Source organism: Candidatus Omnitrophota bacterium (genome assembly GCA_016929445.1).
Classification (GTDB): domain Bacteria; phylum Omnitrophota; class Gorgyraeia; order JAFGIU01; family JAFGIU01; genus JAFGIU01.
In genome coordinates this window covers 1-21,700 of record JAFGIU010000112.1, presented here as the reverse complement: position 1 = coordinate 21,700, position 21,700 = coordinate 1, and the positions used below count along the sequence as shown (strand labels likewise).

24 protein-coding genes are annotated in these 21,700 nt (G+C 55.3%); 22 read left to right on the top strand and 2 right to left on the bottom strand.

What is annotated here, in order from left to right; genetic code table 11:
- The 14 genes from carB to JW937_08845 form a co-directional block, all read left to right on the top strand.
- Positions 1 to 1,449 (top strand): carbamoyl-phosphate synthase large subunit (gene carB, locus JW937_08910; GenBank protein MBN1587526.1); only part of this gene is annotated, 1,449 nt, incomplete at its 5' end.
- 240 nt (positions 1,450 to 1,689) lie between these two features.
- Complete coding sequence (locus tag JW937_08905) at positions 1,690 to 3,243, top strand: hypothetical protein (GenBank protein MBN1587525.1); 1,554 nt, start codon at positions 1,690 to 1,692, stop codon at positions 3,241 to 3,243.
- Positions 3,244 to 3,267: 24 nt separating this feature from the next.
- Positions 3,268 to 6,402, top strand: coding sequence for a polysaccharide deacetylase family protein (locus JW937_08900; protein MBN1587524.1), 3,135 nt, complete (start codon positions 3,268 to 3,270; stop codon positions 6,400 to 6,402).
- 71 nt (positions 6,403 to 6,473) lie between these two features.
- The gene (locus tag JW937_08895) at positions 6,474 to 7,412 is read left to right on the top strand and encodes a hypothetical protein (protein ID MBN1587523.1); all 939 of its coding nucleotides are present in this window, start codon (positions 6,474 to 6,476) and stop codon (positions 7,410 to 7,412) included.
- A gap of 297 nt (positions 7,413 to 7,709) precedes the next feature.
- Positions 7,710 to 7,982, top strand: coding sequence for a type II toxin-antitoxin system Phd/YefM family antitoxin (locus JW937_08890; protein ID MBN1587522.1), 273 nt, complete (start codon positions 7,710 to 7,712; stop codon positions 7,980 to 7,982).
- Positions 7,969 to 8,235, top strand: a complete 267-nt coding sequence (locus JW937_08885; protein ID MBN1587521.1) for a type II toxin-antitoxin system mRNA interferase toxin, RelE/StbE family — start codon at positions 7,969 to 7,971, stop codon at positions 8,233 to 8,235. The genes JW937_08890 and JW937_08885 overlap by 14 nt, the downstream gene beginning before the upstream one ends.
- 129 nt (positions 8,236 to 8,364) lie before the next feature.
- On the top strand, positions 8,365 to 8,655 hold the full coding sequence (locus tag JW937_08880; protein MBN1587520.1) for a BrnT family toxin: 291 nt from the start codon (positions 8,365 to 8,367) through the stop codon (positions 8,653 to 8,655).
- Entirely contained in the window at positions 8,652 to 8,855 is a 204-nt protein-coding gene (locus JW937_08875) for a BrnA antitoxin family protein (GenBank protein MBN1587519.1), read from the top strand. The genes JW937_08880 and JW937_08875 overlap by 4 nt, the downstream gene beginning before the upstream one ends.
- Positions 8,856 to 8,987: 132 nt before the next feature.
- Complete coding sequence (locus JW937_08870) at positions 8,988 to 9,269, top strand: type II toxin-antitoxin system RelE/ParE family toxin (protein MBN1587518.1); 282 nt, start codon at positions 8,988 to 8,990, stop codon at positions 9,267 to 9,269.
- Positions 9,270 to 9,283: 14 nt separating this feature from the next.
- Entirely contained in the window at positions 9,284 to 9,577 is a 294-nt protein-coding gene (locus JW937_08865) for a HigA family addiction module antidote protein (GenBank protein MBN1587517.1), read from the top strand.
- Between the two features lie 614 nt (positions 9,578 to 10,191).
- Complete coding sequence (locus JW937_08860) at positions 10,192 to 11,415, top strand: hypothetical protein (protein MBN1587516.1); 1,224 nt, start codon at positions 10,192 to 10,194, stop codon at positions 11,413 to 11,415.
- Positions 11,416 to 11,422: 7 nt separating this feature from the next.
- Positions 11,423 to 11,686, top strand: coding sequence for a hypothetical protein (locus JW937_08855; protein MBN1587515.1), 264 nt, complete (start codon positions 11,423 to 11,425; stop codon positions 11,684 to 11,686).
- An 88-nt stretch (positions 11,687 to 11,774) separates the two neighbouring features.
- The gene (locus tag JW937_08850) at positions 11,775 to 12,374 is read left to right on the top strand and encodes a YIP1 family protein (protein MBN1587514.1); all 600 of its coding nucleotides are present in this window, start codon (positions 11,775 to 11,777) and stop codon (positions 12,372 to 12,374) included.
- A gap of 2 nt (positions 12,375 to 12,376) precedes the next feature.
- The gene (locus tag JW937_08845; GenBank protein ID MBN1587513.1) at positions 12,377 to 13,477 is read left to right on the top strand and encodes a hypothetical protein; all 1,101 of its coding nucleotides are present in this window, start codon (positions 12,377 to 12,379) and stop codon (positions 13,475 to 13,477) included.
- Here the strand turns inward: JW937_08845 and JW937_08840 are convergent.
- Complete coding sequence (locus JW937_08840) at positions 13,474 to 14,058, bottom strand: hypothetical protein (protein ID MBN1587512.1); 585 nt, start codon at positions 14,056 to 14,058, stop codon at positions 13,474 to 13,476. The two genes, JW937_08845 and JW937_08840, sit on opposite strands and share 4 nt — an antisense overlap.
- A 334-nt stretch (positions 14,059 to 14,392) precedes the next feature.
- Between JW937_08840 and JW937_08835 the strand changes: the two genes are divergently transcribed.
- Positions 14,393 to 15,079, top strand: a complete 687-nt coding sequence (locus tag JW937_08835) for a hypothetical protein (GenBank protein ID MBN1587511.1) — start codon at positions 14,393 to 14,395, stop codon at positions 15,077 to 15,079.
- Between the two features lie 63 nt (positions 15,080 to 15,142).
- Positions 15,143 to 15,475, top strand: a complete 333-nt coding sequence (locus tag JW937_08830; protein ID MBN1587510.1) for a hypothetical protein — start codon at positions 15,143 to 15,145, stop codon at positions 15,473 to 15,475.
- An 82-nt stretch (positions 15,476 to 15,557) separates the two neighbouring features.
- Here the strand turns inward: JW937_08830 and JW937_08825 are convergent, their stop codons facing one another.
- Positions 15,558 to 15,884: a hypothetical protein gene (locus JW937_08825; GenBank protein ID MBN1587509.1), complete on the bottom strand. Its 327-nt coding sequence runs from the start codon at positions 15,882 to 15,884 to the stop codon at positions 15,558 to 15,560.
- A gap of 244 nt (positions 15,885 to 16,128) precedes the next feature.
- Between JW937_08825 and JW937_08820 the strand changes: the two genes are divergently transcribed.
- The 6 genes from JW937_08820 to JW937_08795 form a co-directional block, all read left to right on the top strand.
- A complete protein-coding gene (locus JW937_08820) occupies positions 16,129 to 16,941 on the top strand; it encodes a hypothetical protein (GenBank protein ID MBN1587508.1) in 813 nt (270 codons plus the stop codon).
- Between the two features lie 30 nt (positions 16,942 to 16,971).
- Positions 16,972 to 17,352 (top strand): response regulator, encoded by a 381-nt coding sequence (locus JW937_08815; protein MBN1587507.1) that lies wholly within the window; start codon positions 16,972 to 16,974, stop codon positions 17,350 to 17,352.
- Between the two features lie 91 nt (positions 17,353 to 17,443).
- Entirely contained in the window at positions 17,444 to 18,496 is a 1,053-nt protein-coding gene (gene hrcA, locus JW937_08810; GenBank protein ID MBN1587506.1) for a heat-inducible transcription repressor HrcA, read from the top strand.
- A complete protein-coding gene (locus JW937_08805; protein MBN1587505.1) occupies positions 18,493 to 19,041 on the top strand; it encodes a nucleotide exchange factor GrpE in 549 nt (182 codons plus the stop codon). Before hrcA ends, JW937_08805 begins: the two co-directional genes overlap by 4 nt.
- The gene (dnaK, locus tag JW937_08800; protein MBN1587504.1) at positions 19,034 to 20,944 is read left to right on the top strand and encodes a molecular chaperone DnaK; all 1,911 of its coding nucleotides are present in this window, start codon (positions 19,034 to 19,036) and stop codon (positions 20,942 to 20,944) included. The genes JW937_08805 and dnaK overlap by 8 nt, the downstream gene beginning before the upstream one ends.
- Positions 20,945 to 20,946: 2 nt before the next feature.
- On the top strand, positions 20,947 to 21,700 hold a 754-nt coding region (locus JW937_08795; protein ID MBN1587503.1), incomplete at its 3' end, for a DnaJ domain-containing protein.

The window sequence follows — 21,700 nt, the reverse complement described above, 5'->3', positions numbered from 1 at the left end:
GTTTCCACGGACTATGACACTTCGGACAAGCTCTATTTCGAGCCGCTCACGGTGGAGGATGTGCTCAGCATCTATAAGAAGGAAAAACCCGAGGGTGTGATCGTGCAGTTTGGGGGGCAGACGCCGCTCAACATTGCAAACGAACTCGCCGAGGCCGGGGTTAAGATTCTGGGCACTTCGCCGGCCACGATTGATTTGGCTGAGGATCGCGACTGCTTCCGGGAGAAGATGGAAAAGCTGGGCATTCCGATGGCAGAGTCCGGCATGGCTTCTAACTTGGATGATGCGTTAATAATTGCCAAGCGCATTGGGTATCCGCTCATGGTCCGGCCTTCTTATGTGTTGGGCGGGCGCGCCATGGAGGTTGTGGAGGACGAACAGATGCTTCGCCGCTATGTGACGGTGGCGGTCGATGTGTCTCCGGACAGGCCCATTCTGATCGACAAGTTCCTGGAGGACGCGATCGAGGCGGAAGCCGATGCCATTGCCGACGGGACTGATGCCTTTGTGCCTGCCGTGATGGAGCATGTGGAGCTCGCCGGCGTACACTCCGGGGATTCGGCCTGTGTCATCCCCCCGGTGAACATTCCGCAGAAGCACATTGATACGATTTATGACTATACGCGCAGGATTGCCATTGAGTTGGGCGTGGTCGGGCTCATGAATATCCAGTACGCGATTGCCAAGGATGTGGTCTATGTGCTTGAAGCCAATCCACGGGCCTCGCGCACGGTGCCGATTGTGTCCAAGGTGTGCAATATTCCTATGGCGCGCTATGCCACGGAAATCCTCCTGGGCAAGAAACTCTCCGATTTGGATGTCGAGCCCAAGAACATTCCGCATTATGGGGTTAAGGAAGCGGTCTTTCCCTTTAACATGTTTCCCGAGGTGGATCCGCTCCTGGGTCCGGAAATGCGTTCCACCGGCGAAGTCCTGGGCATGGCGGATTCCTTTGGGCTGGCTTTCTTCAAAGCGCAAGAAGCCACGCAGTCGGTGTTGCCGCTTGAGGGAACGGTGCTGTTTACGGTGGCTGATAAGGACAAGGCCGCCGCTCTGAAAGCAGCCCAGCTTTTTGTGGAGATGGGCTTTAAGTTGCGCACCACCGAAGGAACGCATCAATTCCTCCTGAAGAAGGGCATTGAGTCCGAGCCCATCCTCAAGCTGGGGCATGGCCGGCCTGATATCGCGGATGCCATCAAGAATGAGGAGATCCATTTGGTGGTGAACACGCCGGGGGGCCGCGCCAGCCAGGAGGATGATTCCTATATCCGGAAATCCGCCATCAAACACAAGATCCCGTATATCACCACGCCGGCGGCGGCTCTGGCCACAGCTCTGGGCATTGCGGCCCGCAGAGAAGGGCATACGCGGGTCAAGTCGCTCCAGAAATACCATGCGGATATTGAGGGAAAGGCCGAGGGCTGCAAAGCGGCTGCTGCAGTCTCCTAATCCCGGGGAGGCTCAGTAATCCTGACTAAGATACCTATCTTACAGAACAAAACGTGCTTTAAAACACTACATAAGACACATAAGACTTGTTATACCAGCCGGCTGTGAAGAAATAAGCAATTGTTGAGCCCATAAAATCCTCTTGCTTTATAATCCCTTCTGCGATATATTCTCCTCTTTGTGTTTCTGATTCAAATCATAGTGAAATTTAACCCCAGGCCAGCTAGGAGTCTAAAGTCCGTGCGTACCAGAACAGTTGAAAGAGCTAAAGCCCACAAGAGCTTTGGCAGCAATGTGCTCAATTACCATGTCCCTGAGCAGAAGCCGCTAAGGGGGAAGACGCCCCAGTATTGGAACCCGAGTCGCAGCCTTTGCTGGAGCCGGGTGGTGATTTTGCGCGGGGCTGAAGTCCTGACTTTAGCGGTTGCCGTGAGTTTGGCTGCATTAGCCGGCTTTGGCGCTGAAATAGCCTTTGCTGCTGAGAGTCTCAGTCTGGGAATTGTGAGCATGAGTTTTGGGCTGGCCGTGGCAGTGCTCTTGGCCGGGGTTTTCGTATTTGTCCATGCGCGCGCGCGCCATTGGACGCAGCTCAAGAATCACAAGCCTGCCGCCGCGGATGAGCAGCTCAAGCTCTTTCAGTCGGCTGCATTTCAGCCGCAGGTGAGCTTCCTTATATGTGTGGATGGCTGGACTCGACATGCGGTGCGCCGCAGTGCCATGAGTGCGCTCTTGCAGGACTATCCGAACCGGAGCTTGGTGTTCTTGCACGGTTCGGGCCGGGAGGGGGCTCCGAATCCGCTTTGGAAGGAAAGCATTGAGAGATTGGGGGATGAGCTGCAGGATTTTGTTCGGCCACTTAAGGACCTTTGCGAGAGCGCGTCCCAAGAGCTCAGGGATCGGTTGTCCCGCAAAGACCTGGAAAGCCCTGTGGAATTTCTCCGGGCATCGCAACTTTTCTTTGATATTGCCCGTTGGCTGGACCAGTTGGCCGAGTCCTGGGATATGCAGGACGATTTGGATGCGCTTTTTGCGAGCGGCTTTCTCAAGCCCAGGGCAGAACAATATAGGGAAAAGGGCCACATCTTGTTTTTGAAGGGCGTCAAGAAAGAGCAGGGTGATTGGCAAAAGGAACTCACTGAGGAATTGGAACGCCTGCGTCATTCATTTTCTTGCCCCATCAGCTGCTTTGACCGTTCTCAATATGAGAATGTGCCGCATGGTGAGGGCAAGGTGGCCGCTTATAGCAGTTATCTGGGGCTCATGGGTCTCAAGCTCAAGAGCGAGGCTTTCAACGATCGCCTGCTTCTGGAGACATGCAAGCTCGGCGAAATCGAGCACGCGGACTTGAGTTTTCCCAGTGCGGATTTCGTGGTCTTTTTGGATCCCGGCACGCTCTTGCGGCCGGGTTATGTCTTGAACCTGGTGGCTCTGATGAAGAGGCCGGAGCACAAGAAAACAGGTGCGATGCCGACTCCTTTGGGTGTACTTTTGCGCCCGCGTTCCTTCTGGGGACAGCTGACGCAATTGTTTAAAGCACCGTGGCAATGGGGTTCGAACAGTATGACTTTGGAGACTGCGGCCGCATGGACAGACCCCACCCTCATGGTGCGGCGCAAGGCGTTGCAGGATTTGGCCAATTTCCACGACGAACGCGGCTATTGTATGGCTCAGTTCCTGCCGGATGCCCGGATGCACCTGGGCAGGGCCTTTCAGAAAGGTCTTCAAGAGCGCGGCTGGAATACTCGAGTCATTCCTCATGTCCTGAGCGACCGGCTCAACGCGCCTTCAGTTTAATTCAACAAGAGAATAGAGAGTGAAATGTCTAGAAGCAGAACCAAACAAATCAATTCCAAGCAACTGCTGACTCGCCCCGAGCAAAGGGTTTCGGGAAGTCCTTTGCGGCCTCAATATTTGCCGTCTCCGGAGCGTGACCCATTCAAGATGCGTATGCGATTCGGCCGGGAAGTGTTTTACGGGGTCCTGGCGTCTGCGGTTACCTTGATGGCATGTGTGGCCATGATTTATTTGGCGGGTCAGACGAGTCTGGCCGAGTTCCGGACCGGGAATTACTGGGGGAGTGCGAGCGCCGCGCTCTTGGTTTCCTTCTTTTTGTTCCTGGTTTACGGGAATATGGTCTATCTGGTTAACAGATCCTCCTATTTTTACCGGCTGAAGTCCCATCACCCGCCGTCCAGACAAGAGATGGAGGGGATTTATGAGAATCCTGAGGCGGCTCCGGAAGTCACTTACCTGATTCCCTCTTATAAGGAAGAGCGGCGCGTGAATTGCCAGTCGGTGTTCTCCGCGTTTTTGCAGGATTATCCCAAGCGGCGCATTGTGCTGCTGGTGGATGACCCTCCGCGTCCTTCGGATAGCGAGTCGGTGAGGCAGCTCAAAGAGGCACGCTCCCTTCCCGGAGACATTAAGACCTGGTGTTCCCCGATGCGGGATCAGCTTTCCGCTGCGCGCAGCGAATTCGAGAGCCGAGCCCTTCGCACGGAATTGGACAGTACCATGGAGTGCCTGCGCTTAGCCGATCTGCATGCGGATGTTGCAGACTTCTTGGAGAAATTTGTTGAGGACTATCCCATTGAGGATCATACGGACTGGCATTTTGTGCAGCTGGTCTTTGGGTCCCATATCAAGGATCATCGCCGGCGCGCTCACGAGTTTTTTCTCAAAGGAGTTGGTTATCCTGCCGAAGGCTGGCAGCGCTTGGTCCGTCGGGAATTTACGCGCCTCAGTTCTTTGTTCAGCGCGAGTTTGGAGGTGTTTGAGCGCAAGACCTATGAGAATTTCTCCTGGGCTCCGAACAAGGCCATGAATCTCAACAGCTATTTGTTCATGATGGGCCGGCATTTTCGCGAGGTGATCCGGGGCTCCAAGGTGTTCCTGGAGCCGGCGCACAAGCACGAAGCTACCCTGTCCATACCGGACGCCAAGTATGTGGTGAATCTGGATGCAGACAGCACCTTGGCCCCTGAGTACACGCTCAAGCTGGTGCATGAGATGGAGAAGCCCGAGAACGACCGCGTGGCGGTCATGCAGACTCCGTATACCTCCATTCCGAATGCTGCGACTGCGCTGGAACGCGTGGCCGGAGCTACAACGGATATGCAGTATGTGGTGCAGCAAGGTTTCACGGCTTTTGGAGCCGCGTCCTGGGTGGGCGCCAATACTCTATTGAGGAAGAGCGCGCTCAACGATATTGTCACAGTCGAGAGCGAGCGCGGGCATTTGGTGGCCAAGTTCATTCAGGACCGCACGGTCATCGAAGACACGGAATCCACCATTGACTTGATTGATTGCGGATGGAAGCTGCACAACTATCCGGAGCGGCTTTCGTATAGCGCCACGCCGCCGGATTTCGGCGCGCTGGTGATTCAGCGCTGCCGCTGGGCCAACGGTGGGTTGATTGTGTTGCCCAAGATGTTGCGGTACTGGCTCAAAGGTCCCTTCAGTCTCAAAAAGCTCATGGAAGGCTTCCTGCGTTTTCATTATTTAACCAATGCGCTCACAGCCACCTTGGGCTATATGGTGCTTATCTTCTTGCCTTTGCGCGAGTATGTTTACTTGGCTTGGTTGCTGCCTTTGGCCGGGTTGCCTTACTACGTTATCTACATGCGGGACATGCATCTGGCCCGGCACCGGCTCTCGGATTTTTTCAGAGCATTTGCCATGAACCTCCTCCTGGCACCGGTCAATATGGTGGGAGTGCTCAAGTCCGTGGAGCAAATGATTACGGGGAAACAATCCCCGTTTATGCGCACACCCAAAATTCTGGGACGCACGGCTTCGCCGGCGCCCATTGCCTTAGTCGAGTTGAGCCTGGTGGTCTATTGCACACTCATTACGGTGATTTTGGGATTTAGAGGAGAATGGGGGAATGCGGTTGTGCCTTGTGTGCACGCGTTCATTTTTGCCTACGCAATTAAGGCCTTTATCGGTTTCAGAGCTTCTGCAGAGGATATCAATGCCGGATTCTTTCAAGGTGGCGCTGGGGCCAAGAAGGCTTCAAACCGAGGTGGACGGATGAAAAGAAGAATCTTAAAGATAGTAGCCCCGGGGTCTGCGGCGGTGGCATTGATTGTGCTGATTTTTGTGGTTCAGGGATTCGGAAGCGGTCCCGTACCTGCGGCAATCCTGACGCCCGCAAAGCAAGTGCCTGTACTGATGTACCACAAAGTTTCGCCGGATCCTGCGGAAGAGGCCAACCACACCCTGGTTCACCTGGACCGCTTTAAGGAAGAAATGCGGTACCTGAAAGAGAACGGTTACACCACGGTGACGGTTTCGGAGCTTTCGGAATATCTGCGCGGGGACCGGGTCCTGCCGGACAAGTCCGTGGCGCTCACCTTTGACGATGGCTGGAAAAGTGTGATGAATGCCGTTGAGATTCTGGAAGAGTACGATTTTAAGGCCACGTTCTTTTTTGTGCAGGAGTATGTGGATAACCAGTATCCGGCCTTTTTGAGTTCGAGTGAGATTGACCGGATTGTTGCAAATAAGAATTTTGAGATCGGCTCTCACTCGATGACGCATCCATGGGAGGTGGGGAATAACCTCGTTTCCTGGATTAGTGGAGAGAATGAAGGCCGCAGTTCCAGGGACTGTGCCGTGGAGGTTGCCGCACCCAAATTCAGCTTAGAGAAGAAGCTGCACCGCGATATTGCAGTCTATGCTTGGCCCAGCGGTTGGTACAATGACCGGCTGTTGACCCTTGCCCGCAACGCCGGATATACGGCGACGGTGACCACGGATGTGGCCAGTAACCGGCCCGGGGATGACCCCATGAAGATCCGGCGCTATCCTGTGTGGGGGCAGTTTGAGATGCCTGAATTCAAACGGCTGCTGCAGGGGGAAGAGAACCTGGATAGCGTCAGTGCCATGGTGAGAGCGAAGATCCCGGTGCCTGAGCCAAGCCCTGCGCAGGATGACTATCCCGAGTCCTGAGCTTCTCATAGGGATGACCCTTCATGAACATTTTCAGAAGATCTCCAGTTTTCTTTGGAATCATTCTAACCATGAGCTTTCTCTGTGGGCCTGGCGCGGCTGCACAGGACTTCGATGAAGGATTACGGCCGGGTCTGCCTGAAAAAGAATCCTCCTCTGAGAATGCGCAAGCATGGTATTGGAATCCTTCCTACAAATACGAAGAAGATAATTTTCAGCGCGAATACTGGCAAACGCGGCAGCAGTTAGGCTATTCTTGGCGATCCGAGTTTGTGCCCTTCCTGGAATACGTGCGCACGAGTTTTAGAGAGCAGGGGATTTTGCCGGTCAAAGACAATGCTTGGGGTGTCGGCGCGCGTGGGCGTCTGAATAACAAGCATGCCTATGTCATGCGTGCTCTACAGCACTCCTTTTCACAGTCTGTCAAAGAACAGACATCTTTCCTTGTGGACCTTCAATCCGATTGGAACAGCACCTGGCAGACGCGTGTGCGCGCGGGCCGGGAGCCTTTGGAAACAGCGCAAGCCTTGCTATCCAATCTCGATCAAGGGTTTTTGGAGACGGAAGTGACGGCCAATTTTTGGACGCGCTGGCATGCTTATGCGCGCGGGGAGCTGGGCCGGCTTTCGGACAAGAACCGTTTGTATTCCTCGGATTGGCAGCTCTCCTACGATATCCCGGGACTCACCGGATTTCAGGCTTTGGTCTTGTATCAATTCGACAATATGAAGGAGCGGCGTCCGCAGTATTACAGCCCGGGCCGCGTGAAGAGTTATCAGGCAGGCCTTTCCTATTACGGAACACCCACGGAAAAGACTTGGGTTTGGGGGCGGTATATTCCGGGCTATGGGAAGGAGCAAGGTGTGGAAACCTGGTTTGTGCAGGTAGTGGATTTCAATGCGGGGTTGGAGATTACCGAGGATTTTGACTTGGAGTTTGGGCTGGGCTGGTCCCGTAGCCCCACTTACCGCTCGCGCACCTATAAGCTCAAGGGCAACTTGGAATTCTAACCCGGGGACAGGTCTCGCTATCCCGTTCACCAGCAACCGTTTCCGCGAGAACCGTCCCCGCGTTGAAATATTTTTCTTGCTCACCGGGTTAAAGACCTGGTAGCTTCACTAGGAACTTGGGTAGAGGGAATTCGAGCGAGTCAACTCGCGCCCACCACAGACTCTGGCGGGCGGGAATGACGGTGCTCAGACCGAGGCGCCCTGGCTGCACACGCGGCCGGGGCTTTTTTGATTCCCTTGGCTTGTTAAAGTGTACAAAATCATGTATACTTTCTGGCTGAGGAGAGGAGGGAGACCATGATCAACACGGTGAGTCTCAAGGAGCTGCGCCCCGAGTTGCCTAGAGTGATCGAGAACATCGATTCCAAATTGGATCGTTATGTGATCACAAAACACGGGAAGCCGGTGGTGGTGATGCTAAGCATTGACGATTACGAGTCCCTCATGGAAACCTTGGACATTCTTGCCGACCCCGATGCCATGGCAGGTTTCAAACAGGGCGAACGAGATATCAAAGAGGGGCAGACGCGTTCTTGGAAGGAGATCAAGAAAGACCTTGGCAAGCTATAGGCTCAGGCTCTCCGATCAGGCTGAAAGAGTTTTGGCTCGCATGGCACAGCGGGAACCGGTGGTGTTTATGCGCGTGGTGCGAGCTTTGGACGAGTTGGAGCAGGATCCAAGCCTTGGAAAGGCGCTCGTGGGAAAGCTCAGGGGGAGGCGCTCCTATCGGGTGGGGAGCTACCGAATTATTTACACAGTTCAGCGGCAACAACTTTTGGTGTTAATGATCGATATCGGGCATCGTCGGGGGATCTACCGATAGCTTGTCGGGCAGATTGAATTCGAGCGGGTGGGAGGACCCTGCTCAGGCGGAGGCGCCCTGGCTGCACACGCGGCCGGGGCTTTTTTTGTGTACCCCCTTGAAATCTGAAATAATTATAGGATAATTAATATGTCCATACGATTTGATTGGGACCCCAGGAAGAACAGATGGAACCGGCAAAAACACGGGGTTTCCTTTGAGGAGGCTTTGACTGTCTTTTATGACGAGTGCGCGCGCATCCTCTACGACCCGGATCATTCGGAAAGCGAGGATAGATTCCTGCTTCTGGGTCTGAGTTCGGCATTGAGAACCCTGGTTGTGTGCCATTGTTATTGGGAGGAAGAGGACAGTATTCGAATCATTTCCGCCCGGAAAGCGACGCGATCCGAGCGAGGGGAGTACGAGAGGTGGCTGCCATGAGAAAGCAGTATGATTTTTCTGAGTCAAAGAAGAATCCCTATGCCAAGAGATTGAAGAAGCAAATCACAATCCGGATCGAGGAGGGGACAATCAGCTATTTCAAGGAAATGGCCGATGACACGGGTATTCCCTATCAGAACCTGATCAACCTCTATTTGCGGGATTGCATGGATTCACGCAGAAAGCTTTCATTCAAATAATTTGTCGGGCAGATGGAATTCGAGCGGGTGGGTCGACCCTGCTCAGACGGAGGCGCCCTGGCTGCACAAGCGGCCGGGGCTTTTTATCGTATTAACGCTTGACAATAATAACGCAGTACGGTATTTATATAAATGATTCATACCTTTGCCTGCAGGGAGACAGAAAAGATATTTGCCCGGCACTATTCGAGAAGTTTTCCTCCGGCAATTCAGCGGGCAGCGCTTCGGAAACTTCTGATTTTGGATGCCGCTGCAGTTTTGGATGACCTGAAGATGCCGCCCGGGAACCGGCTTGTGAGGCTTTCCGGCGACAGGACGGGACAATACAGCATCCGGATAAACCGGCAATGGCGGATCTGTTTTGAATGGCACAAAGGCAACTGCTTTGGAGTCGAGATTACGGATTACCACTGAAAGGCAGGATTATCATGGCACGCAGAATGAAGCCGGTTCATCCCGGAGAAATTCTCCTAAAGGAGTTTTTGGAGCCTATGGGAGTCAGTCAGTACCGGGTGGCCAAGGACACCTCAGTGCCGGCGCGGCGAATTAACGAGATTGTGCATGGCACCCGTGCTATCAGCGCGGATACGGCTTTGAGACTTGCCCGGTATTTTGGAACAAGCGAAGAGTTCTGGATGAACCTGCAAGCGCACTATGACCTGGAAGTGGAGAGGTCACGGCTCGGAAACCGTCTGGAGAGAGAGGTCCGGGTGAGAGAGTAGGATACCGGAGGCAGACTGTAGGTACATAAGATTCTGGCAGATTGAATTCGAGCGGGTGGGTCGACCCTGCTCAGACTGAAGCGCCCTGGCTGCACAAGCGGCCGGGGCTTTTTCTATTTATGGACAAAGCCAAGCAGGGGGATGCGGTGAAATCGAACAACTTTCTCAAAAACGCGGTTGTTGTGATGGTTCTGTTGTGCTTGTTTTTGAATGCGGCCGGCGTGTGGGCGGCACAACCCTTAAGGCAAGGACTTAATTTGATCGGCGTGCCGCGCGGAGTGGCCGAAGGGCGTCAAACTGTGGGAGCTCTCTTGCAAGGAGTGGAATACGAGTGTGCGTGGCGATGCGCCGGCGGAGAGTATGTGGAATTGAGCGGCGGCGATCCCGTGCAAGCCGGGGATGTGTTGTGGGTGCAGGTTGCGCAGGCTCAGATCTGGGAAATACCGGTGCAAACAGGGGCTCCCACACGCTTTGTGTATGACGGGGACGGCGGGCGCGTGCAAAAACGACTGGGGGAGCAGGATCCGGAGATCACGGTCTATGTGGGCCGGGCCTATGAGCGTTGGATGTGCGGGCAGGAGACGCTGGGCACCAAACACATCTATCTGGACGACATGTCTGTGGCATCGGTGCAGTCCACAGGGGAGGTGCTCTACACGCACGGGGATCATTTGGGTTCTGCGAATTTGCGGAGCCGCGCAGACGGAAGCAATGCTGGTCGCCGCAGCTATTCGCCGTTTGGGAATACGGCTGCAACGGAGGCAGATGGCGAGGAGCCGGACAATCGCGGTTTTACCGGCCAAATCCGTGACTTGAGCACCGGCCTTTACTTCTACAATGCGCGCTATTATGACCCGGAGCTGGGGCGCTTCACTCAAGCGGACACGCAGGTGCAAGCGCCGCAGAACCCGCAGAGCCTCAACCGTTATTCCTACGCGCTCAATAATCCACTCATCTACACGGATCCCACGGGGCATTCAGTCCTCAAGTTTTTCAAACAAACCGCTGCGCGCGTGGGGGAGTTCTTTGAGCAGTCCATGAACAAGATCGAACACTATGTGCGAAATCCCAAAGACTTCCTGAAGCGCAAGGTGCTGCGGCCGGCAGCGGCATCCCTTGTCGCCTTTAGCATGGTGGTGTTTACCGCCGGAATGGGCACTCCGGCTGCGGTTGCGGCAATTTCTGCGGCTCAGACTACGCAAGTCTTGGACACCGGGGAAGGCAGGCAGGCCATTCGGTCGATTGGCGAGGAATTTTACGACGATATCTTAGGAATGCGGCCGGCCGCGGCCCAAGCCTGGGCTTCGGTCACAAGCTTTATGGCCGTGAATGCGGGCTTCCAGATGTTTTACGCCCATTTGTGGGCGCCCAATAAGATCGGAGCGGTGGCGGATTCAGCCGGGTATTCGGATGAAGAACTGGCCGCGCTCCTGGAGGAATCCGGGGGGACCAACTACGGGGGCACTCCGCGCTTGGGGGCGGGGCAAATCCCGGGGAACACCGGGGTGCTCCTGAACGAGGCAGGTGAATCCGTGGGCCTGATTTCCCGGGGTTTGAATTTTGCGGGCCCGCAGCACAATGGTATTTTGATGAAGGGCCTGGAATTTGAGCGGGTGTTCGGGCATCCGCCCAGCTTGGGCGCGCTGGGCGATCTTTACGGGATCGGGAGCATCAGTCATCAGGCAGCCAATCAAAGTTTACTCAGCGCCGGTTACAGTACCACGATTTCGGGATTGAGCGGCGGGCCGTGGTCGAGTTATGTTTCGTCCCTGGTCTACGGCCCTTACGGAGGAGGGGATGTCAGTGCTTATTGGAACTGTGCGACGCGGGATTATTAGAGGAGTTATGGGACTCACGGCAAGTATCTGCATTTTTGTGACCTTAGGGGCGTGCAGCACAAAGACTCCGATTCGTTTTGTGCGGCCCCACTACCGGGCTGAACTTTTGGCCCAGCACGGGGAACCTCACAAAACTTCGCGCTCTGAAATCGCGGGTAAGCCGGTTGAGGTTTGGGAGTACGATTTCGGGGTTCATACCTCGAAGGGCAGGTATGTCTATTACCTGGACGGGGAAAATGTTGTGGCCGGCGAGACCCAGCGCTGGAAATGACCGGGGCGAATCCGCTCGCACTTCCCGCGGCTTTGTAAGAAAATGACCTGAAGCTTTATCATTTTCTTCAATTACGGAGGCACAGCCAATGGACCAGGGCATTCTGTATCATCCAGCTCTTCAGGTACTCATTCATCCCAGGGATACGATCCGCCGCACACTCGGCAAGTACGGAGGCTGGACACTTTTCCTGGGAGGAATGGGCACCGCGGCTGAGGGCTTGGATGTGGACACGCTGGTGAAGCTTTTTCAAAGCGCCGCCAGCACGTGGATTTTGGTGTTAGGCTTGGTACTGGCCTTTATGTTGGGTCTGTTGCTGTGGGTTGTCTCTGCGGCGCTTTTGCGGCTTACCGGTTCTTGGTTGGGGGGGCAGGCCAACTTCACCGAAGTGCGCTATGCATTAGCCTGGTCCACCATGCCGTCCATGCTGGCTCTGCTGATAAACCTCCTTTTTATGGGCCCGGTACTTTTGCCTTCGGCCGGGAACCCAGGCGGTCCTCAAACCCTTTTTGGGATCCTCAACTTTGCCCTGGCCGTTTGGGCCCTGGTCCTCTTCCTTGGGTGCTTGAGCGAGGTTCAACGCTTTTCCGTTTGGCGGGTCTTGGGATCCAGCTTGGTGGCCTTGCTTTTGTTGGCCATTCCTTTCCTTATCCTCGGGCTCTTGGCCGGTGTGGCCGTGGGAGTATAGCGATGAACAAGAAGGTCTTGCTCTCGGTGCTTGTTGCTTTGGGGATGATTGGGGCTCTGGGGGTTTTGGTCGGCGCGCTCATTTGGGTGAGCAGCCCCCAGTATTCGCTGAAGAAGGCCCAAGAGGCAATTGCCTGCAATGATCTGGCCACTTTCCGGCGCTATGTGGATGTGGACTATTTGTCTGCGCGCGTGTTTGACTCGATCCTGGCCGGGACTGTTGAGGATAAAGGTGTGGAGGAGGGTTTGGCCGAGTTCGGTATGATCGGCGGCATGAGCAGCATGGATAATCTGAAACCGGTTGTGCTCAAGCGCATTCGTCAGCGTATTCTTGAGGCCGTTGAGCTAAGCGCCCTGGAACCCACGGCCCAAGAGGCCGAGAAGTATCGCACTGCTTCCCTGAAAAAACTGGATCTGCCCTTGCTGGCCAAAGACCTTGGCCTGGTGCCGGGCCCCATGCCTTTGCGCACGGAGGTGCTGGCCGTGGAGAACAAGGAGGCGCGTGCCATCCTTGTGATGTACAGTCCTGTGCTGGGGAAGGAAGTGGGCATCATTGTGGGGATGACGGAGAAGAATGGATATTGGCGCGTTATGGAGATTGTCAATTACGCGGAACTCGCTCAGCATGTGCAGTTTGATGAGCCGGATGTTTTGATGGAGACGTTTAATCGCTTGATCCATGAGGCAATAGAGGAACGCGAGCAGGAAGAGCGGACAACTGCCGGGGACGCAGCTCCGCTCTTGGCCGTGGTCTCCGAGGGCCGCGGGCATCTGGAGCCTGTGCCCCCCTCTGAAGTATGGACCGAGTACCTGACCTTGGAGCACGTGCAGATCAACCGGACTGAGGCCGGTGGTCTGCAATGTGAGGTGGTGCTGCTCAACAAAAGCGAAACTTGGGTTCATCGCGCGCGCTTGCGCTTGTTTTTGCAGGACTCCGCAGGTGTGCCTGTGAGTGCGGCCTCCCAGTGGTTGGTGAGCGAGGACGGCCCGCCCTTGGATCCGGGACAGCGGATCCGGGTCAACTTTCCGGTGGTGACGGAGGGGGTGCCGGCCGAAAGTTATGGTGTGAACTATGCGGTGGACGAGCTCTTGGTCGAGGACTAAGCCTCAAATCTAAATCCTTGTTGCTGGATTTCCAAAATGGCTGTTTGCCAGTTTGTTTGGACGCGGTGGTCAATGCGCAGGTCTTCAAAGAGCCCGCTCGGGCCGAAGAGTCCTTCCTTCAAATCGCTGATCAGGTCCTCGACGCCCACATAGAGTACAAAGCGCTCCTCTCCCACAGCTTCGATGGTCCAGTGTTTTTCCGTGCTGCGGCAGAGCTTCCACTCATATTCAAAATTCTCATTGCGCAAAATAGGTTTGCCGATTTCCCGGGTCAGGCCGTTTTTCCACAAGCTGAGGGCCACCTGGTTCTGTTTCTGGGGGTAGCAAAGGTAAGTCTCCAGAAAATCGCTGGTGCGCCGCAGCGGGGTGCGGGTGTCGGAACTGGGTTTACGGGCCTTGTCGTGCCAGCCGGCCCATAGGCCTGAGAGCAATTCCACTGTGGAGAAGATGTGCAGAAGCACGGGGATAGGAGCGGCCTGCAGCCCGGGAATGGGCTCAAAAGCACGGCGCGCATCGGTGTTCAGAATCTCGAGACGATGCTGCAGAAATCGCTTGGCTTCGAAGAGTCGGATAGAGTCCATAAAAAGAGGCTCCACAAGTTGTTTAATCTTAATAACTTATAACACAAAAAATCTTTTTCAGCAACACTTCGTGTTTCTGGGTAATATACCCGGTTTTGATAGCAAACTTGTGTGTGTATTTGACAAAAGTCACCTATATTAAGTTGGCTCGATTGCTTAATAAATGCTGATAAGCCTCTGGGGCCTAAAACTATAACCTCCACGAGTACAATCACTTCAGTTTTTTGCAACCCTTAACAGCCTGTAATTAAAATACTTTTTAGCAGTCTTGCTTATTTCAGGTTTGAATTTAGGGCAGGTAAGCTTGAAATGGGGACGCAAAAAGGAGCAATCGATGACGGTTCTCAGATTCCTATTCACATTTTCCAGCCCACTTTTCCGGATGCCGATGGGATTTGAGCCGGCAAGCAGCCTCGCGTGGGGAAGACCGGGTACAGGCAAGGGCCTGAATTATTTGTACTACCTTTCCGTTACCACGCACCGCCGGGAAGAGCCCTTTATCAGCGCAGGGGTGGTGGATGTGGTTCTTGACGAGTTTCGCGGAACGGCTGAGGAGCAGGGCCTTCTAATTAAGGCTTGGTGCTTCTTGCCGGGGAGGCTGGATTTGCTGGTCCAGACATCTGGAGCGGAAGGGTGTCTCCGGCAATTTGTGAGGCTGGCCAAGGCCCGTTCAGCAAGGCGTTTTGCCCGGGAGTTCGGGAGACCTTTGTGGCTCATGCCCAAAATGGACAGAATCGAGCGGCGTGGCGATGAGACAAAATTAGCAGAACAGGTTGAGGATCTGTTACAGAAGGCTGTTGATTTGGACTTGGTCGAGGATTTTGCAGACTATCCGTTCTTGGGCAAGGACTTGACTGAGGGATCTAATGTTTGGGGAAGCCGGTGGGGCTCGAAAGAGCAGACAGGGGACAACGATGAGAATCGGCAGAATTGTGCGGAATGTGGACCGAATAAACTGGACAATGCCGGTGAGCGCAAGAGTCGGAACAGACCTTTGGATGGTGATGTGCCTGTTGCCTGAAAGCCGGACGAGCGTGCAGAGGCGGCAGGCGGGCTGCCGGATGGACGATTCGGAGGGTAACCGATGAGCGAAGTTTACCTGGGCTGGAGAGTGGTTTTTTTCTTGGTGATTGTTTTTGGAGCTCTTGGTTTGGCAAACGTGGCTTTTGCCGAGGAAAGGCCGCTCACGGAAGTGCATTCCGCCGCAATGATCATTAAGGTGGGTTGCGAAGACGCGAACGCAACCTGGGAAAACTGGCCGTCAGAGTTCTGGACCGGCCAAAGGAGTGGGCTGCTCGCCTCAGCGCAGCCGCGTTCAGCAAAGGCCGCTTTTTGGTGGTCTGCGCTTGCGGGCCAAGGGCTAAACAGCTTGCCGGATTCCTATCGAGTGAATCGTTATATGCAATACATGCATTAATCCCGAGGCTAGCAACAACGAGAGACGAGGTGGGTGCGGACAAACCGGGAGCCCGTGGGGGGCTCCCGGTTTTTTGTCTGCGTTAAGGTGTGCTCGAACTACTGGACGAAGCACTCTTTGTCGAAAACGAATTGCTATTGGCCGAGCTGGCGCTCTTCACAACGCTCTTGGAAAAGCTGCGCCGCACACCGTTTGGAATGATTTCTTCTGTTTGGTTCCGTTCCTTCCGGACTTTCCATGTGGTCCGCCAAGCTCTGGAACGAGTTGTATTGCCGTCCGGCGAAACCTCGGTGACTTCTCCATGGTCAATGTACTCGTCTTCAAAGATTTCAGCCTGGGCCGGCAGTAGCGGAATACACAGAGAGAACGCAAGCAGGAATGCCAGCGCACGAGAGGTCATTTTAAGCACAAGAACTTCCTTTCTCCAGACCACTCGACGCCCGCACCCCGTGTGGCAGAGGAATGTAAATTCCGTCAGCTATCTTAGGCTCCTTAGGAGGGCCGGTCAACCCCGATTTCCGGTTCTCAACTTAGTGCGCAGCTTGGCGCTGAACACCGGGGAGGCGGGGACGGACTTGGTTGACCTGCTCCGGGCGTCTTGGGTAAACTATATCCCTTGTGTTTCTTGGATTAATGACTATTAGGAGGCAAAAATGAAACGCGTTTTAGTGAGTGTGCTCGGGGTATTTCTCCTGGCAGGGATTTTTTCTGATCCGGCTGCGGCAGCCCGGATTGGGGACAAAGACGTAGAGTGGGAAATGAGTACGGCTGTTAAGGTGGGCCGTGTTTATTATGAGGAAGACATCTCAATCCTCCCATTGGAAAGCGACTGGGACGCCACCTTTGCTGAGCTCGAATTTGGGGTGGAGAACAGAGATTACGAAGGCTGGGATGGCGGCGCAGATATTGGCCTCTTGTTCACGAGCCGCGAAACTGAGACATGGCACCTCACTCAGGGCGGGGCCTTCCAGTCAAATGAAATGAAGATCGACGGCTGGGACCTGGATCTTTTTTTGGGGCGGCCGCTCCACAACACCGACTCCGCAAAATTTACGCCGGGCGTGGCGTACGGATATCGTGGCCTGAGTTTCAATCGCCGTATCACCAACGCGGGCAGAGTTGAAGAAGATTACAGTGTGCATCATCTGGATCTCTATGGGTTAGCCGAGTGGGACGTGGCCCCTACCTGGAACTTGGAACTCAAAGGCAATGTGGGTTTTGTTCCGTACGCAGAAGCGGACAACAGCATTTACGGGAAGTTCGATACTTCGAGCGGATGGGTCGCGGGCGTGGAGCTCACTTCTCGGAATCAAATGGGCAAGAATTGGGGCGCAACCATGGGTGTGTTCTACGACTATCAAAAACTCAGCGGAGAGCAAGACGCACGCAACGGCTTTATCGTCGAATGGCCGGACAGCCAGTACTATCGCTGGGGCGCCCAGGTGGGGCTCAATCGCAAGTTCTAGAAGAGAACATCCGGAAGGTTAGGAGAGGGAATGCCCCATTCTGACGAGAAGCTGGCTCTGGTGATCGACGACGAAGAGGATATTCGTGAGATCATCGGGGTTGTGATGGAAGAAATGGGTTTTCGCTGCGAGACTGCTCACAACGGGCAGGTGGGCCTGGAAAAGGCTCTCTCGCTGCGTCCCTCCCTGGTGCTCGTGGATTGGAATTTGCCTTTGATGAGCGGGGTGGATATCATCCGCAAGCTGCGTGCCAATCCGGAGACCGCCAAAATACCCACCCTTATCCTGACCGGCGAGGTGCGCCCTGATTCGATCAAGGAGGCTCTGGATGCCGGGGCTTGGGGGCATATCGCCAAACCTTTTGAGCCCGACGACCTAATCCGGGCTGTTGAGGCTATCCTTTCAACCTAATCCAAATATTTCTCCCTTGACAGAGCTGGGTGCCTTACCTATGATCTTTGTTAGCACTCACATGTGGTGAGTGCTAAATGAAAGCTAAGATATGCGCGTAAACGATTTAGAGACAAGAAGAAAAGCCATTTTACGGGCCATTGTGCAGTCCCACATTGAATCAGCCGCGCCTGTGGGAAGCCGCACGATTTCTCGTTTGTGGAACCTGGGGCTTTCCCCGGCGAGCATCCGGAACGTCATGGCGGATCTGGAGGAGCAGGGCTTTATTACTCAGCCCCACACTTCTGCCGGGCGTGTGCCCACCCAGGCGGGATACCGCTGCTATGTGGACGACCTGATGGAGCCTGAACAGCTTACACAGGACCTGCGAGGCTCTTTGATGCAGCTTTGCCAGACGCGCTGGGAGATGCTGGAGGAGTTTCTCCGCCGCACAGCAGAACTCCTGAGCGAACTTACGGGCCAAGCCGCGGTGGTTGTATCGCCTCGTCTGATCAGCAGCCGGTTCCGCCGTGTGGAGCTCTTTATAGTGGAAGGCCGCCGCGTGCTTGCGGTCTGGGTGATTGAGCCGGGGCTGCTTCAAAACCGGCTCGTGGACATGGAGGAGAAGCCGGCGCCGGAGCTCCTGGAACGAACGGCCAATTACATGAATCACCGCTTAAGGGGTTTGACGCTGTTGCAGGCGCGTGATGTCCTGGAGCGGGATGCGCTGAGTGTCGAAGGAGGGGTCTTTCCCCTGGTGCGCTGTGCGCTCGAACTAGTCGACAAGTTGGCGAAGCAATCGGAAACAGACCGCGTGTATTCGCGCGGCACAAGCCGGATACTATGCCAGCCGGAATTCGCGGAGGCTCAGCGGGTTCAAGAGCTGGTGCTTTTCCTGGAGGAACAACGCGGACTCTATGATCTGTTGAGCCCCAATCTTTACCAAGAGGGCATGCGCGTGTGTATTGGCGCGGAAAGCGGGAGCGCGTTGCTGCAGGACTGTACACTGATCACCTGTACTTACTCAGCCGGCGGCTGGCCGGTGGGCGTCTTGGGTGTGGTCGGCCCCATGCGCATGAATTACCCGCGATCTCTAACTGCGGTATCGTACATGGCGCGGCTTTTTTCCGCGCTTCTGGATGGAGAAAGGGAGATTCGACTGTGAGTTGCGAAGAGTCCAAGGAAGAGTCGCAAGAAACGCAGGCTGGGGGCGTGTGGTTGGAGGCCGGAGAATACGAGGCTCTCAAGCGCGAGGCAGAAGAGAGCCGGAAGCGGCAGGACCAGTGTTTGCGGTTAACTGCGGAGTTCGATAACGCGCGCAAGCGCATGGAGCGCCAGCGTCAGGACTTGTCGCGCTTTATCCTGGCCGGACAGGCTGAAAAGCTTTTGCCTGTGGTGGATGATTTGGATCGCGCACTGCGACAGCTCGAAGAGGAGCATCAGGGAGAAGAGTTCAGCGGGCTCAAGATGTTGCACCAAAATCTCTGGGAGGTCCTGACAGGGATGGGTCTCAAGCCTTTGGAGACAGTGGGAAAGAGGTTTGACCCGGCCAAACACGAGGCCATTGCTTTTGTGGAGGCCGAAGACTGCGAAGAGCAGAGTATCGCAGAAGAAATTCGTAAGGGGTATGAGCTGGAGGGTCGGGTGATCCGTCCGGCAGTCGTTCGCGTGTATAAGAATATTTCCAAGGAGGGTAATCCCGATGGCTAAAGCAATCGGTATTGATTTAGGAACATCCAATAGCGCTGCTGCTGTGATGGAAGGCGGGAAGCCTACGATTATCCCCAGCGCAGAGGGGACTTCGATCGGCGGAAAGGCCTTTCCGTCTGTGGTGGCCTTTTCCAAGGAAGGCGAGCTCTTGGTCGGTGAGCCTGCGCGGCGTCAAGCGGCCATAAATCCGGATGGTACGATACAAGCGGCCAAGCGCAAGATCGGAACCAATCACAAGTATGAGATCAGCGGCAAGCAATACACGCCGCAACAGATCTCGGCCTTTATTCTGCAGAAGGTGAAGGCGGACGCAGAGGCGTTCCTGGGAGACACGGTTCATGATGCGGTCATTACCGTGCCTGCGTATTTTAACGATAATCAACGCCAGGCCACTAAGGATGCGGGGGCTATTGCGGGCCTCAATGTGCTGCGTATTATCAACGAGCCCACGGCCGCGTGTCTGGCCTATGGCCTGGACAAGGCGGGCAAGGAGCAGATCATCCTTGTCTTTGACCTGGGCGGCGGAACGCTCGACGTTACGCTCATGGACATGTGGTACGACGAGGAGCACAAAACCAGCGGCTTTGAGGTTAAGTCCACCAGCGGGGATACCGCATTGGGCGGCACGGATATGGATGCGATACTCATCGATTACGTGGCCAAGGAGTTCCAGAAGGAATCGGGTGTGGATGTCCGCAATGACTCCATGGCTGTGCAGCGCGTGCGTGAGGCGGTTGAGAAAGCCAAGATCGAACTCTCAACTACGCTCTCCACAGATCTTAATCTGCCCTATCTCACCGCCGATTCTACGGGTCCCAAACACTTGGCGCTCAACATGACGCGCGCCAAACTGGAAGATTTGGTGCGTCCTGTGGTGAATAAATGCCGCGGTCCCATTGAGCAGGCTTTGCGCGATGCGGGCCTGACCGCAGACCAGGTCCATCGAATTATTCTGGTGGGCGGTCCCACGCGCATGCCCATCATTCAGCATTTTGTGGAAGAAGTGGTGGGTAAGAAAGTCGAACGCGGCGTGGATCCGATGGAGTGTGTGGCGCAGGGCGCTGCGATTCAGGCCGCTGCATTGAAAGGCGAGGTTCAGGATATCCAGCTTCTGGATGTGACACCGCTTTCTGTCGGGATCGAAACCATGGGGCAAGTGCTCACCAAGCTGATCGAGCGCAACACCACCATTCCCACGCGGAAGAGCCAGATCTTTTCCACGGCCGCCGACAACCAGACCTCGGTCACGGTGCGCGTGCTGCAAGGGGAGCGCTCCATGGCCAACGACAACACGGAACTCGGCCGTTTTGACTTGGTCGGGATTCCTCCTGCGCCGCGCGGAGTGCCGCAGATCGAAGTTACTTTTGATATTGATGCGGACGGCATTATGCACGTTTCGGCCAAGGACCTGGGCACTCAGAAGGAGCAGTCGATTCGCGTGACTGCTCCGGACAAGCTGAGCAAGGACGAAATTGACCGCATGGTCAAGGAAGCGGAGCAGTTTGCGGATGAGGACGCCAAGAAGAAGGAATTGGCCGAGGTGCGCAATCAGGCAGAAGCTCTCGTCTACTCAACCGAGAAATCGGTCCAGGAGCATGGGGACAAACTGGAGGCCGTGGACAAGTCCAATATCGAGGAAAAGATCAAAGCTCTCCGCGAGGTCCTGGATTCCGGCGATGTGAGCAAGATCCAGAAGGCCAATGAGGCTCTGGCTCAAGCTTCGCATAAGTTGGCCGAAATTCTCTACAAGGATGCTGCTGCGCAGCAGGGGGCCCAAGGCGCCCAGCAGGCCGGATCGCACTCGGAAGGCACCACAGGCACAGGCGCCGGCTCTACCCAGAAGGATGAGGATGGCCAGGATGTCGTGGATGCGGAATTCAAAGTGGAGGATGACAAGAGCTAAGCATGGCCACAAAACGGGACTATTACGAAATCCTCGGTCTCGCACGGGATGCGAATGCGGACCAGATTAAACGTGCGTATCGTAGTTTGGCGCTGAAGCATCACCCGGATCGCGTTTCCGAGGATAAGAAGAAGGAGGCTGAGGAGGCCTTTAAGGAGATTTCCGAGGCTTATGCCGTTCTCTCCGATGGGAAAAAGCGCTCGGAGTACGATCGCTTTGGTCATGAAGGCATCAACAGTCACTACAGCGCAGAAGACATCTTCCGAGGCGCGGATTTCGGGTCCATCTTTGAGGATCTGGGATTTGGAGGCGGGATCTTTGAAGATCTTTTCGGCGGAGGCGGAGGGCGTCATGGCCGCCACCCGGGTGCGGGTTCGCATTTGCGCGTTGCTGTGGAGATTAGTCTGGAGGAAGCCGCACGCGGTATTGAAAAGACGATGTCCGTGACCAAGCGCGAGCCTTGCGAGAGTTGCAAAGGAACGGGCGCTGCCCAAGGCCACGCACCGGAGACCTGTCCCCAGTGTGGGGGGCGCGGCCAGGTGCGCATGAGCCAAGGCTTTTTCAGCATGGTCACGACCTGCCCTCAATGCCAAGGCAAGGGCACGGTGATCAAGACTCCGTGTGCCACTTGCCGCGGTGAGGGCCGGGTCAATAAGGCCAAACGCATCAAAGTCAAAATTCCGCCTGGTGTGGATGAGGGACAACGTCTGGCTCTCAAGGGGCAGGGCGAGGCCGGTATTGGCGGAGCGCCGGCCG